The 12,346-nt window shown below is 30.5% G+C and carries 13 protein-coding genes; 10 read left to right on the top strand and 3 right to left on the bottom strand.

The annotated features are described in order from the left end of the window. Window position 1: 1 nt before the first annotated feature. Window positions 2-1,387 carry a flagellar protein export ATPase FliI gene (gene fliI / locus FBF21_RS01230; RefSeq protein WP_002875915.1) on the bottom strand — a complete coding sequence of 462 codons (1,386 nt, stop codon included), beginning with the start codon at window positions 1,385-1,387 and terminating at the stop codon, window positions 2-4. Next, a complete protein-coding gene (gene folE, locus FBF21_RS01225; RefSeq protein WP_002869503.1) occupies window positions 1,387-1,959 on the bottom strand; it encodes a GTP cyclohydrolase I FolE in 573 nt (190 codons plus the stop codon). The genes fliI and folE overlap by 1 nt, the downstream gene beginning before the upstream one ends. Before the next feature lie 142 nt (window positions 1,960-2,101). Here folE and tig point away from each other — a divergent pair, with 142 nt between their 5' ends. The 10 genes from tig to FBF21_RS01175 all read left to right on the top strand — a co-directional run bounded on the left by tig (window position 2,102) and on the right by FBF21_RS01175 (window position 10,883). Next, entirely contained in the window at window positions 2,102-3,436 is a 1,335-nt protein-coding gene (gene tig / locus FBF21_RS01220; RefSeq protein ID WP_002869504.1) for a trigger factor, read from the top strand. After that, window positions 3,436-4,020, top strand: a complete 585-nt coding sequence (clpP, locus tag FBF21_RS01215) for an ATP-dependent Clp endopeptidase proteolytic subunit ClpP (RefSeq protein WP_002806309.1) — start codon at window positions 3,436-3,438, stop codon at window positions 4,018-4,020. Before tig ends, clpP begins: the two co-directional genes overlap by 1 nt. A gap of 35 nt (window positions 4,021-4,055) precedes the next feature. After that, window positions 4,056-4,583: a peptide deformylase gene (def, locus tag FBF21_RS01210; RefSeq protein WP_002917788.1), complete on the top strand. Its 528-nt coding sequence runs from the start codon at window positions 4,056-4,058 to the stop codon at window positions 4,581-4,583. After that, complete coding sequence (locus tag FBF21_RS01205) at window positions 4,580-6,085, top strand: YifB family Mg chelatase-like AAA ATPase (protein ID WP_002869505.1); 1,506 nt, start codon at window positions 4,580-4,582, stop codon at window positions 6,083-6,085. Before def ends, FBF21_RS01205 begins: the two co-directional genes overlap by 4 nt. A 1-nt stretch (window position 6,086) precedes the next feature. Next, window positions 6,087-6,785 (top strand): NYN domain-containing protein, encoded by a 699-nt coding sequence (locus FBF21_RS01200; RefSeq protein WP_002826913.1) that lies wholly within the window; start codon window positions 6,087-6,089, stop codon window positions 6,783-6,785. Next, window positions 6,769-8,139, top strand: a complete 1,371-nt coding sequence (locus FBF21_RS01195) for a bifunctional ADP-dependent NAD(P)H-hydrate dehydratase/NAD(P)H-hydrate epimerase (protein ID WP_002869506.1) — start codon at window positions 6,769-6,771, stop codon at window positions 8,137-8,139. The genes FBF21_RS01200 and FBF21_RS01195 overlap by 17 nt, the downstream gene beginning before the upstream one ends. Then, window positions 8,130-8,696 carry a phosphoribosylglycinamide formyltransferase gene (gene purN, locus FBF21_RS01190; protein ID WP_002851620.1) on the top strand — a complete coding sequence of 189 codons (567 nt, stop codon included), beginning with the start codon at window positions 8,130-8,132 and terminating at the stop codon, window positions 8,694-8,696. The genes FBF21_RS01195 and purN overlap by 10 nt, the downstream gene beginning before the upstream one ends. Window positions 8,697-8,767: 71 nt before the next feature. After that, window positions 8,768-9,487 carry a TerC family protein gene (locus tag FBF21_RS01185; protein WP_002851673.1) on the top strand — a complete coding sequence of 240 codons (720 nt, stop codon included), beginning with the start codon at window positions 8,768-8,770 and terminating at the stop codon, window positions 9,485-9,487. After that, window positions 9,480-9,689 carry an alkylphosphonate utilization protein gene (locus FBF21_RS01180; RefSeq protein WP_002859380.1) on the top strand — a complete coding sequence of 70 codons (210 nt, stop codon included), beginning with the start codon at window positions 9,480-9,482 and terminating at the stop codon, window positions 9,687-9,689. The genes FBF21_RS01185 and FBF21_RS01180 overlap by 8 nt, the downstream gene beginning before the upstream one ends. 9 nt (window positions 9,690-9,698) lie before the next feature. Continuing rightward, the gene (locus tag FBF21_RS01175) at window positions 9,699-10,883 is read left to right on the top strand and encodes a metallophosphoesterase (protein WP_168985422.1); all 1,185 of its coding nucleotides are present in this window, start codon (window positions 9,699-9,701) and stop codon (window positions 10,881-10,883) included. 12 nt (window positions 10,884-10,895) lie between these two features. On the opposite strand, the gene FBF21_RS01170 is transcribed toward FBF21_RS01175, so the two are convergent. Then, complete coding sequence (locus FBF21_RS01170; protein ID WP_002869507.1) at window positions 10,896-12,254, bottom strand: hemolysin family protein; 1,359 nt, start codon at window positions 12,252-12,254, stop codon at window positions 10,896-10,898. Window positions 12,255-12,346: the final 92 nt, after the last annotated feature.

Raw genomic sequence — 12,346 nt, 5'->3', positions numbered from 1 at the left:
TTTATTTTAAATTAGGATTAGGCAAGGTTGCACTTGCACTTCCTACATTTATATTTTGAGTTGGTAGCAAAGGAGTATTTGGTGCATCAATTTGACTTAAAAGCTCTAAAGTTTGATTAAATTCGAAGCTTTCTTCAGGATTTTGTCCTAAGAATTTTTGCATAAATTCTTTTTTAGAAATAGCTTCATCAAGTTCTTTATCACTTCCTTTCTGATAAGCACCGATGCGAAGCAATACTTCATTTTCTTTTAAAAGCGAGTTTAAACGCTTAAATTTTCTTGCCCAAAGTTTATGTTCAGGACTTATAATGTCACTCATCACCCTTGAAGCAGAGTTTTGTATATTAACAGGAGGATAAATTCCAAAGTCTGTTAATTCACGACTTAAAACAATGTGTCCATCTAAGATAGAACGACTTTGATCGGCGATTGGATCGCTCATATCATCACCATCCACTAAAACGGTAAAAAAGGCTGTTATAGTGCCTTTACCTTCTTCTTTACCGGTTCTTTCCATGAGTTGAGGCAAAAGACTTAAAACACTTGGCGGATAACCTTTGGTTGTAGGAGGCTCTCCAAGAGCTAGTCCAATTTCTCTTTGTGCCATAGCAAAACGCGTTACACTATCCATGATAAAAAGTACATCTTTGCCCTGTTCTTTAAAGTATTCTGCCACACTCATTGCGCAAAAAGCACCGTATTTACGCATCAAAGCACTATCATCACTTGTAGCAACAATAATCACTGTATCATCGAGCTTTCCGCCTAAATTTTTTTGTATAAATTCAGGAATTTCACGCCCCCTTTCTCCTATGAGTGCCACTACTTTTATAGGAGCTTTGGAATTTTTAACTATCATTCCCATAAGAGTGGATTTTCCTACCCCACTTCCTGCAAAAATACCAAGTTTTTGTCCTACACCACAAGTTAAAAGCGCGTCTATGGTTTTAACACCCACGGGAAAAACTTCTTCTATAAGCCCTCTTTTCATGGCATCAATAGGTGCACGCATTATAGGCATATATTTGGTTACTTCTATAGCTCCTTTACCATCTTTTGGGCGCATAAAAGGATCTACTACTCTGCCTAAAAGTTCATCGCTAACGCCTATTTGCATACCTGCATCACTTATGAAAGCACGATCGCCTATTTTGAAACCTTCTATAAAAGAAAAAGGGCTTAAATAGCTAAATTGTTCCTTGATTTCTACGACCATAGCTAGAGTGTTTAAATTTTCATTTTCATTGGAAACTAGCTTCACTATATCTCCAACCCCTGTTTTAAGCCCACGAATTTCTATACTCGTAGCAGAAATTTTTGTAATCTCTCCAAAGATAGCACTTAAATTTTCTTTACCAAGTTTGGAGCGTAGTTTTTCAAGATTCATTAAAATCTTACCTGTTTAGCAGAGTTTATGAGAGAAAAAAATTCCTCTCTGGTTTTTTCATTTTTTAAGAAAATTCCACGTAAAGCTGAAGTTGTAGTGGTGGAATTAGCTTTTTGTATTCCACGCATTTCAACACACATATGTCTTGCTTCTATGACTACACCCACACCTTTTGCATCAACATTTTCCATTAAAGCTTGTGCGATTTGTTCAGTAAGTTGTTCTTGAATTTGAAGTCTTCTTGCAAACACTTCTACAAGGCGTGGAATTTTGCTTAAACCTACTACTTTTTTATTAGGGATATAGGCTACATGAGCACGCCCAAAAAAAGGTAAAAGATGATGTTCGCAAAGACTATAAAATTCTATATCACGCACCAAAACCATTTCATTATTAGAGCTTTCAAATAAAGCATCATTTAAAATGTCTTTGACATTTTGCGTATAACCACTAGTAAGAAATTCATAAGCTTTAAAAACACGATTTGGTGTTTTAATAAGCCCTTCACGATTTGGATTTTCTCCTATAATTTCAAGTATGGTTTTAACACAATCTTCAAATTTTTTTTGCAAATTTTTCTCCAAAAATATTTTTTATATTTTAATAATAATGTAATATTGCAATTTTATCATAAATTACTTTAAAATTTTATGCAAGTAATAAGGAAAAATTTGCTATCATTGAAGGCAAATTTTATTTTATAAGGAAAAAACTATGGAAGTAAAGGCAAAGCAACTAGATTCTGTTAATGCGACTGCTAGTGTAAAAATTCCTTCAGGAATGATCAAAAGTGAAGTAGAAAATTTAGCAAAAAAAGCTTCTAAAAGTGTAAAAATGGATGGGTTTAGACTAGGAAAAGTTCCTGTAAGTGCCGTACTTAAAAGATATGAAAGAGAGCTCACTCAAGATGCAGAACAAAATCTTTTTAAATCCGCTGTAAATAGCGCTTTACAAGAACTTAAAAAAGAAAATAAAGAGCTTGTAGGTGAGCCATATTTTGAAAAATTTGATCGTAAAGATGGAGAAATTATTGCTGAATTAATACTTTCTTTTAAACCTGAAATCAAACTTGAGGGTTATGAAAAACTCATCCCTGAATATCAAACTCCAAAAGTAAGTAAAAAAGAAATTGATGAGAAAAAAGATGAACTTTTAAAGCGTTTTGCTACTCCTGAAGCTATAAAAACAAAAAGAGCTTTAAAAGAAGGTGATTTTGCAAAATTTGATTTTGAAGGTTTTGTAGATGATAAAGCTTTTGAAGGTGGTAAAGCTGAAAATTATGTTTTAGAAATTGGTTCTAAGCAATTTATTCCAGGTTTTGAAGATGGTATGGTGGGAATGAAAATAGGTGAAGAAAAAGATATCAAAGTAACTTTCCCTAAAGAATACGGCGCAGCGCATTTAGCGGGTAAAGATGCAGTATTTAAAGTAAAACTACATGAAATTCAAGAGCTTAAAATTCCAGAACTTGATGATGAAATGCTTAAAAAACTTTTACCAGGAGAAGAAAAAGCTAGTGTTGAAGTTTTAGATGAAAAATTAAAAGAGCAAATCAAAAATGAAAAACTTTTCAAACTTGTAAATGATGAATTAAAAGGCAAATTTGCAGATGCTTTGATTGAAAAATATAATTTTGATTTACCTAAAGGCATAGTAGAACAAGAAACTGATATGCAGATGCGTGCGGCTTTTAATACTTTTAGCGAAAAAGAAATTGAAGAGCTTAAAGCAAGTAAAGAAAAATATCAAGAAAAACGTGATTCTTTTAAAGAAGAAGCACAAAAAAGTGTAAAACTTACTTTTATCATTGATGAACTTGCAAAATTGCGTAAGATTGAAGTAAATGATCAAGAATTGATTCAAGCGATTTATTTTGAAGCATATCGCTATGGTATGAATCCAAAAGAGCATTTAGAAAACTATAAAAAACAAGGAGCTTTGCCTGCTGTGAAAATGGCTTTAATTGAAGAAAAACTTTTTAATGATATTTTTATACCAAAAACAGAAAAATCGGAAAAAGTGAGCAAAAAAGAGAAAGAAGATAAATAATGTTTATTCCTTATGTTATTGAAAAATCTAGTCGTGGTGAAAGAAGTTATGACATTTATTCACGCCTTTTAAAAGATAGAATTATTATGCTAAGTGGTGAAATTCATGATGAACTTGCCGCTTCTATCGTAGCACAACTTCTTTTTTTAGAAGCTGAAGATCCTACAAAAGATATTTATCTTTATATCAATTCTCCAGGTGGTGTAATTACAAGTGGTTTTAGTATTTATGATACTATGAACTATATCAAACCTGATGTTTGTACGATTTGTATAGGACAAGCTGCTTCTATGGGAGCATTTTTGCTTAGTTGTGGCGCAGAAGGAAAACGTTTTGCTTTGCCTAATTCACGTATTATGATTCATCAACCTTTAGGTGGAGCTAGAGGTCAAGCCACAGATATTGAAATTCAAGCCAAAGAAATTTTAAGACTCAAAACTATACTTAATGATATTTTGGCAAAAAATACTAAGCAAAAAGTTGCAAAAATAGCAAAAGATACAGAAAGAGATTTTTTCATGTCAGCACAAGAAGCTAAAGAATATGGGCTGATTGATAAGGTTTTGGAAAAAAGTTTTAAATGATTTCTTTGGAGATCATTTAAAACAAAGGTTTTTTAATGGTTAGAAAAATTATCACCTATCCCAATCCTAGACTTTTTTTAAACTCTGAAATTGTAAATAAATTTGATACAGAACTTCACACCTTGCTTGATGATATGTATGAAACTATGATAGCAAGTAATGGAGTAGGTTTAGCAGCTATTCAAGTGGATATTCCTTTGCGTGTTTTACTTGTAAATATTTTTGATGAAAACGATGAACAAAAAAAAGAAGATTTGCTAGAGATTATCAATCCTGAAATTATTCCTTTAGATGAAGAAATGATCACTTGTACAGAAGGGTGTTTGAGTGTGCCAGATTTTTTTGAAGAAGTGAAACGCTATAATCATATCTTGCTTAAATATCAAGATCGCTTTGGAGAATTTAAAGAACTTGAAGCAAAAGGTTTTTTAGCTGTGGCTATTCAACACGAAAATGATCATTTAAATGGACATTTATTTATAGAAAAAATTTCCTTTACTAAGCGTCAAAAATTCGATAAAGAATTTAAGAAAAAGAAGAAAAATCATAAAAAAGAGAAATGAAAAAACTAAAGTGCATAAGCTTTCATGAAGGCTTAGACATTATAGAGGTAGAATCCACTTTTACAAGAGGTTTGCCAAATTTAAGCATAGTAGGGCTTGCAAGTACAGCGATTAAGGAAAGTGTCGAACGCATCAAAGCCACACTTTTAAGTTGTGATTTTGCTTTTCCTGCTAAAAAAATCACTATCAATCTTAGTCCTTCAGGCATCCCAAAAAAGGGGTCGCATTTTGATTTGGCTATCGCTTTATTAATCCTTTTGCAAAATGAAGAATTAGATGACTTTTTTGTAGTAGGAGAATTAGGACTTGATGGAAGTATTAAAAGCACAAATGAGCTTTTTTCTTTGCTTTTGTTTCTCTCTGCTAAAATTAAAAAAGCTAAGATCGTTGTTCCAAAAAGTATAGCACAAAAAGCTTCCATGATACCAAATTTAGAGGTTTATGGACTTGAAAATTTAAATGAAGCAATAGAGTTTTTTAAAGAAAAAAATTATGAAAATTTTCGTTTTTCTCACAATCATCCTTTATTTGCAAACCCTTTACAAATAGAAAATGAAATTTTTTTACAAAATATGGATTTTAAACTTGATTTTAAAGACATCAAAGGGCAGGAAAAAGCCAAAAGAGCTTGTATGATAGCTGCTTTAGGTATGCATAATATCTTATTTGAAGGAAGTCCAGGAAGTGGTAAAAGTATGTGTGCTAAACGCCTTGTTTATATCATGCCTCCTCAAAGTTTAAATGAAATTTTAATGCAAAATGCTTATATGTCTTTAGATTCAAAAGATTGTGAATTTACTAAAATTCGTGCTTTTCGTCATCCTCATCATACTTCTACAAGAGCAAGTATTTTTGGCGGAGGAACAAAAAATGCTAGAATTGGAGAAGTCGCACTTGCAAATGGTGGAGTATTGTTTTTTGATGAATTTCCACATTTTAACAAGCAAATCATAGAGAGTTTAAGAGAACCTTTAGAGGATCATAAAATTCATATTTCAAGAGTAAATTCTAAAATCACTTATGAAACAAAATTTAGCTTTATAGCTGCCCAAAATCCTTGTCCTTGTGGAAATTTATTCTCCAAAAATCTTTCTTGTGTTTGTAGTGAAAATGAGATTAAAAAATACAAAAATCACATTTCAGCTCCTATTATGGATAGGATTGATCTTTATGTAGCTATGGATGAGATCAGCAAGGATGATAAAACGAGTATAAGTTCTAAAGAAATGAGTGAAAAAATTTTACAAGCTTTTATTTTTAGTAAAAAACGGGGGCAAAAAGAATTTAATGGGAAATTAAAAGATGAAGATTTAAGTCGTTTTTGTGTATTGGAAAAAGATGCCAAAGATACGCTAGATTTAGCAATTTCACGTTATAATCTTTCTTTGCGATCGCTTAATAAAATTTTAAAAGTTTCAAGAAGTATAGCGGATTTAGAACAAAGTCTTAATATTAGCAAAACCCATATTTTAGAAGCTTTAAGCTTTAGAGCAAGGAATTAAAATGGAAAATAAAAGTATAGCTATCTTTATAGATGCAGAAAATATCCCTGCAAAATACGCTAAAAGTATTTTTGATATCGCTTCAGATTACGGAGAGGTTATCATTAAACGCATTTATGGGGATTGGACTCAAAAAAATATACAAGGTTGGAGAGAGCAAATTGCTGAATATTCTTTAATCGCTATGCAACAATTTAATTTTGCAGCCAACAAAAACTCAAGCGATATGTATTTAATCACTGAAATTATGTCCATATTTTATGAAAAAAATATAGATATTTTTGTTATTGTTTCAAGCGATAGTGATTATACTTCACTCATTCAAAAATTAAGAGAAAATAAAAAACAAGTTATAGGAATGGGGCTTGAAAAGTCTATAAAATCTTATGTAAATGCCTTTAGTGAATTTTTTTATTTAGATAAAGATGAGAGTAAAAAAGAAGATATTTTAAGTAAGGATTATTTAAGAGCTTTAATCAATATCACCGAACAACTTATCGATGAAAAAGGGCGTGCCGAATACGCACAAATCCGTACTAATATGAACCGCAAATACTCGGATTTTCATCCGCAAAATTATGGTTTTAAGAATTTTCGTGCTTTGATCCAGAAATTTTTACCCAAAATGAAAAAATTTGAAGAAGAAAGAGAAAAAAATATATATTTTTTGGTGAAAAAAGATTATGAAAGCTATTATTGATAATATAAAAATTTTAGAACAAAATGCTATAAATAAAGGCTTAGATGAGCTTATTTTAATGGAAAATGCGGGATTAAATTTAGCCAAGCTAATTAAAAAAGAAGCTAAAAAAATTCGCATTCAACGCAAGATTAGAAAAGTAAAAATACTTTTTTTATTAGGCGGGGGTAACAACGCTTCAGATGGCTTGGTGGCTTTAAGAAATTTAAAACACGCTAAAGCTTATAAAATAGGCTTTAAAGAAAATACGCTTTTTAAAAAACAAGAGCAAATTTTACAAAATTATGCTTTTAAATTTTGTAAAAAAGAACCCAATTTTAAAAAATTTCATATTATCATTGATTGTATTTTAGGTACAGGTTCAAATCGTTGTTTAGATGAAAAAACAAGTTTAATTATTCAAAAAGTTAATCAAAGTAAGGCTTTAAAAATAGCTTGTGATATACCTACAAATTTGGGATTTTATCCTTGTTTTAAAGCTGATATTACACTTTGTATGGGAGCTTTAAAGGAAATTTTACTTGAAGATTTTGCTAAGGAATTTGTAGGAAGGATTAAAATAGCCAATTTAGGCATTAGATCTAAGAAATTTTACCCTAATTCTCAAGCTTTTTTGCTTGAAAAAAAAGATTTAAAAACTATAGATAGAAAAATCAACGCCAATAAAGGAAATTTTGGCCATATTTATATAGTTGCCAATGCAAGTGCTGGAACTTTAGCAGGACTTGGAGCCTTAAATTTTGGAGCAGGTCTTGTTTCTTTAGTAGCACAAAAAAGTTTCTCGCCTCTTTTGATGTTAAAAGAAAAAATTGAAAATAATGCAAGTGCTATTGCTTTAGGTATGGGGCTTGAAAATTTGGATTTTCTAAAAGATGAAATTTTGCAAAACACTCCTTTGATCTTGGATGCAAACTGCTTTTTAAGTGAAGCTTTGCTTTGGTATTTAAACAGAAAAGATGTTGTTATAACCCCTCATCCAAAAGAATTTATAAAACTTTATAAAATGTGCTTTGATGAGGATTTAGATATAGAAACATTGCAAAAAAATCGCTTTTTCTATGCTAGAAAATTTTCGCAAAATTATGATTGTGTTCTTGTTTTAAAAGGAGCAAATCCTATTATTGTGCAAAAAGAAAAATTATTTGTTGTAAATTTAGGAAATCAAGCCTTAGCTAAAGGTGGGAGTGGAGATGTTTTAAGTGGAATGATTGCTGCACATTTAGGTTTTGGTTTTAGCGCTTTAGAAGCAGCAAAAAATGCTACTTTAGCTCATGGACTTGTTGCAAAAAAATATAAATTTAATAAAAATAGCTTTGACGCTTTAAAACTTATCAAAGGATTAAAATGCTTGTAAAATTAGCTGTACTTTTTAGTGGAAATGGAAGTAATTTAGAAAATATTTTAGAAAAACTTCATAAAAAAACCATAGGGGAAAATACCTATGAAGTAGTACTTTGCATTTGTAATAAAAAAGATGCTTTTGGTGTACAAAGAGCAAAAAAATTTGGTCTTGATACTGTCATTGTTGATCATAAGGCTTATAATACTCGTGAAGAATTTGATACGATTTTGGTACAAAAAATCAAAGAAAGTGGAGCAAATCTTACTGTATTAGCAGGTTTTATGAGAATTTTAAGTCCTGTTTTTACAAAAAATATTAAGGCAATTAACCTTCATCCTTCTTTATTACCCCTTTTTAAAGGAGCACATGCGATTAAAGAAAGTTATGAAAGTGATATGAAAGTGGCTGGAGTCAGTGTGCATTGGGTCAGTGAAGAACTTGATGGTGGAATGATTATAGCTCAAAAAGCTTTTGAAAAAAGAAATTTGAGTTTTGAAGAATTTGAAGAAAAAATTCATAGTCTAGAACATGAAATTTTACCCTTAAGTGTGATTGAAATTTTTTCTTAAAGAATTAAAGGTATTTGCTTTAAAACTATAAAATATCGCTTTAAAAAATTTTAAAATTTTCAAGGAAATTTATGTTTGAATGGATATTTAGTATTGATGCTTGGATTACTTTAGCTACTTTAAGTGCTCTTGAAATTGTACTAGGGATAGATAATATCATTTTTTTAGCTATTTTAGTAAGCAAACTACCCCCTGAACATCGTGATAAAGGACGTATCTTAGGTTTAGCTTTTGCAATGATTACAAGAATTTTACTTCTTTTATCTCTTTTTTGGGTAATGAAACTTGTAACACCTTTGTTTAGTGTATTGGGCAATGAAATTTCAGGAAGAGATCTAGTTCTTTTACTAGGTGGGCTTTTCTTGATTGTAAAGTCTATTAAAGAAATTAAAGAGCAAATTTCTCATCAAGAAGAAAGTCAAAGTCATTTTAAAGCAAGCAATAAACTTTGGATAGTTGTAGCTGAAATTGCTGTGATTGACATAGTGTTTTCGCTTGATAGTGTTATTACCGCAGTAGGAATTGCTCAAGATGTAACCATCATGATTATCGCTGTTATTATCGCAGTAGCTGTGATGCTTTTTGCTTCTAAACCTATAGCAGATTTTGTTGAAAAATATCCAAGCATTAAAATTTTAGCCTTAGCTTTTTTGGTGCTAATAGGCGTAGTTTTAGTTGCTGAAAGTTTTGATATTCATATTGATAAGGCATATATTTATACCGCTATGGCTTTTGCTTTAGTGGTGCAAATTTTAAATATTTTAGATCAAAGAAAGGAAAAAAATGGCTAAAGACACTAATGGAATAGAACTTAACACAGGTGATAGCGTGAGTGTAATAAAAGATCTTAAGGTTAAAGGTGCAAGTACAACTTTAAAACGTGGAACTACTATAAAAAATATTAAGCTCACTTCTAAAGAAGGTGAAATTGAGGCTAGAGTAGATAAATTTGGCGTTATTGTTTTAAAAACTGAATTTTTAAAGAAAATCTAGGCAAAGAATGTGCGAATCTTACTTGTTTTAAGAGGGAATTATTACGCAGGACAAGAAGAATTTATCAAAAATAATAAACTTCAAAATTATACACTTGATTTAAATGCTTTGCGTCTTTTATCAGGAAGCGTTAAAAATATAGTCAGTGAATATAAAATTTTAAATGTTAAAAATGATGAAGATTTGAGTAAAATTTTACTCAAACTTCTAGAAATGCGTATGCAAAAAGGTGAGTTTAGCATCATAAACGCTTACAACGAAACATTAAAAATTTATAAAGACTTAACTAAACAATATCGCTATAAAATATATGTTATTGTTTTTGATAGCTCTTTAAAACAATGTCAAGAAAAAAATCTTTTAGAAGCTAAAAAAAATGGATATATCATTCCTTATGCTCTTTTGGAAAAAACTCAAGATTTGCTCAAAAAAAATCCAAAAAAATACCCAATTTTAGACTCAAGAGACTGGAAAAAATGTCTTTACCAAATGCCAAATTTAAGCAAATACAAAAAAATTCATCATATAGGAGATTTACAAGGTTGCTATAGTGTTTTAAAAGAATACATTAAAACAATCAAAGAAGATGAATTTTATATATTTTTGGGAGATTATATCAACAGAGGTATAGAAAATGGCAAAGTAATAAAATTTCTTTTAAAAATTTGCGAAAAAGAAAACGTATGCTTATTAGAAGGAAATCACGAAAGACATCTTATAAAATGGGCTAATGGAGAATTGTCAAATTCCAAAGAATTTAATGAAAATACTTTAAAGGATTTTAGAAAAGAAAAACTTACTCCAAGAGATGCTAGAAAACTCTATCCTCATCTAAAAGAATGTTTATACTACAAATTCCAAAATAAATTCATATTTTGTTCACATGGAGGAGTAAATTTTATACCCTCCAAACCTGAAAAAATAAGTTTTATACCAAGCCATGACTTTATTTATGGTGTAGGTGGATATGAAGACAGTCAAAAAGTAGCAAATCAATTTTGTAATTTCACCTCGGACAATCTTTATCAAATCTTTGGACACAGAAATAAAGAAAAACTTCCTATGAAAATAGCCAAAAGAGTATTTTTATGCGAGGGTAAAATAGATGATGGTGGATATTTACGCGTAGTTACACTAGATGAAAAAGGTTTTGAGTGTATAGAAATTAAAAACCAAATTTACAAAAAGAAATAAGCCTAAAGAGGCTTATTCTTCATCTTTATTTGTTTTTTTAACCACCTTAACACGCTCTATAGAATTCCCATCCATTTTTTTAACTTCATAGTAACAAAGTTCATCTTCAATGCGATCTCCTACCATAGGCAAGCGTCCTAAAAGATTAAATACATAACCACCTATAGTAACTTGTTCTAAATCCTCATCATAGTTTATTACAAGCATTTCTTCAACAGTTTCTATATCGCATCGTCCTTGAAATTCATAGATATTTTCAGCAAGTTTTTTATAGCTGTCTTCTTCATGCTCGCTTTTAATTTCGCCAATAATTTCTTCCATGATATCTTCCATGGTTAAAATTCCAGCAGTTCCACCATACTCATCAACTACTAATGCAGTATGAGAGCGTTCTTTATTCATCATTACAAGTACTTTTGAAATGCTGATATTTTCAGGAACCAAAATCAAAGGTTTAACAAAAGTATCTAAATTTTGACTTTTATGGTTTAATTCATTTTGTATTATATCTCGTATGTGTATCATACCTAAAATAGTATCTTTAGAGCCATCAATATAAGGAAAGCGAGTATGTTTATGCTCACAAATGATTTGCATATTTTCTTCGTAACTTTTTTGTTTATTTAGACAAATCATATCTTTTCTAGGAGTCATAATCTCTTTAGCAACAGTATCTGAAAAATCAACAGCATTGCGTATGATCTCTGTTTCAAATTCATCTAAAACTCCACCTTTTTGACTCTCACTTGCTATGATTTTAATTTCTTCTTCGCTATGAGTTAGCTCGCTTTCTTTAGCAGGTTTTATTCCAAAAAGTTTCAAACTTATAGCTGCTAAAAAATCGAAAATTTTAATACAAGGCAAAAAGAGCATCCAAAACCAATGAAGCGGTCTAGCTATAAATAAAACCGCTTTATCTGCAACTGCAATAGCTATACTTTTTGGCACAAGTTCTCCTAAAACCACATGTAAAAGAGTAATAATGCTAAAAGCAATAATGAAAGCTATAGTATGGATAATAACAGTGCTAAAACCAAGATTAATAAGCGGAATTTCTAGCATTTTTGCAATAGCAGGCTCACCTATCCAACCAAGAGCTAGAGAACTTAAAGTAATTCCTAATTGACAAGCACTAAGATATGTATCAAGCCTTGAAGTAACCTCCAAAGCTTTCTTGGCACCAGCTTTTTTTTCTTTTACCATCTCTTCAAGCTTGGAACGACGTACTTTAACAATACTAAATTCAGACAAAACAAAAAAACCATTTAAAAACACTAGAGCAAGTGCAACAACAACCATAAGCATAGAATATCCTGCATCAAAAGATGCTGTAGAAGTTTGGTTTAAATCCAAAACCTGACTGGGGTCCAATGAAGCTCCTTAAGAAATAAAATATTATTAAACCTTATTATACACAATTAAAAGTAAATTTAATATTTGAATTTTTTCTTGTATTTTATAAG

The organism is Campylobacter sp. CFSAN093238 (assembly GCF_012898015.1).
Classification (GTDB): domain Bacteria; phylum Campylobacterota; class Campylobacteria; order Campylobacterales; family Campylobacteraceae; genus Campylobacter_D; species Campylobacter_D jejuni.
The sequence above is the reverse complement of the archived record's forward strand: the minus strand, read 5'-3'. Positions and strand labels throughout refer to the sequence as shown.

What these genes read in the sequence shown, in the direction of transcription:
- def (WP_002917788.1), top strand. Translation starts at nt 4,056, where the DNA reads ATGGTTAGAAAAATTATCACCTATCCCAATCCTAGACTTTTTTTAAAC.
- FBF21_RS01205 (WP_002869505.1), top strand. Translation starts at nt 4,580, where the DNA reads ATGAAAAAACTAAAGTGCATAAGCTTTCATGAAGGCTTAGACATTATA.
- FBF21_RS01200 (WP_002826913.1), top strand. Translation starts at nt 6,087, where the DNA reads ATGGAAAATAAAAGTATAGCTATCTTTATAGATGCAGAAAATATCCCT.
- FBF21_RS01185 (WP_002851673.1), top strand. Translation starts at nt 8,768, where the DNA reads ATGTTTGAATGGATATTTAGTATTGATGCTTGGATTACTTTAGCTACT.
- FBF21_RS01195 (WP_002869506.1), top strand. Translation starts at nt 6,769, where the DNA reads ATGAAAGCTATTATTGATAATATAAAAATTTTAGAACAAAATGCTATA.
- tig (WP_002869504.1), top strand. Translation starts at nt 2,102, where the DNA reads ATGGAAGTAAAGGCAAAGCAACTAGATTCTGTTAATGCGACTGCTAGT.
- purN (WP_002851620.1), top strand. Translation starts at nt 8,130, where the DNA reads ATGCTTGTAAAATTAGCTGTACTTTTTAGTGGAAATGGAAGTAATTTA.
- fliI (WP_002875915.1), bottom strand. Translation starts at nt 1,387, where the DNA reads ATGAATCTTGAAAAACTACGCTCCAAACTTGGTAAAGAAAATTTAAGT.
- clpP (WP_002806309.1), top strand. Translation starts at nt 3,436, where the DNA reads ATGTTTATTCCTTATGTTATTGAAAAATCTAGTCGTGGTGAAAGAAGT.
- FBF21_RS01180 (WP_002859380.1), top strand. Translation starts at nt 9,480, where the DNA reads ATGGCTAAAGACACTAATGGAATAGAACTTAACACAGGTGATAGCGTG.